Annotated in this window: 1 pseudogene; it reads right to left on the bottom strand. The window is 55.4% G+C overall.

Features of this window, described 5'->3' with window-relative positions:
* Window positions 1-50: 50 nt before the first annotated feature.
* Window positions 51-269: pseudogene (locus B3520_RS09110) on the bottom strand ((Fe-S)-binding protein); the annotation flags it as partial.

The raw sequence follows: 269 nt of genomic DNA, 5'->3' as shown, positions 1-269 counted from the left end.
GTCTTGAAAGGCTTTCCCCTCCTTGGGCCGGGCGTTATGCACCTTCTACTTCACATCTGCGCCAACAACACCTGCACAGGATGAGGAATGGCCACATCGTCAATGCGTTTCACCTGAGAACGGCAGGAGTAACCGGTGGCAGTCAGTTTTCCCTCGTGTTCCGGATTTGCCAAGACCTCTGCCCATGATAGACCGTAAATTCTCTTCGACGTTTCAACGTTACTGGCCTCGTGCCCGTAAGTGCCCGCCATGCCGCAGCAACCCGTGTC

The organism is Marinimicrobium sp. UBA4509, assembly GCF_002388575.1.
Taxonomy (GTDB): Bacteria; Pseudomonadota; Gammaproteobacteria; order Pseudomonadales; family Cellvibrionaceae; genus Marinimicrobium; species Marinimicrobium koreense.
Note: the sequence above shows the minus strand (reverse complement) of the source record. Positions and strands in the feature narration are given on the sequence as shown.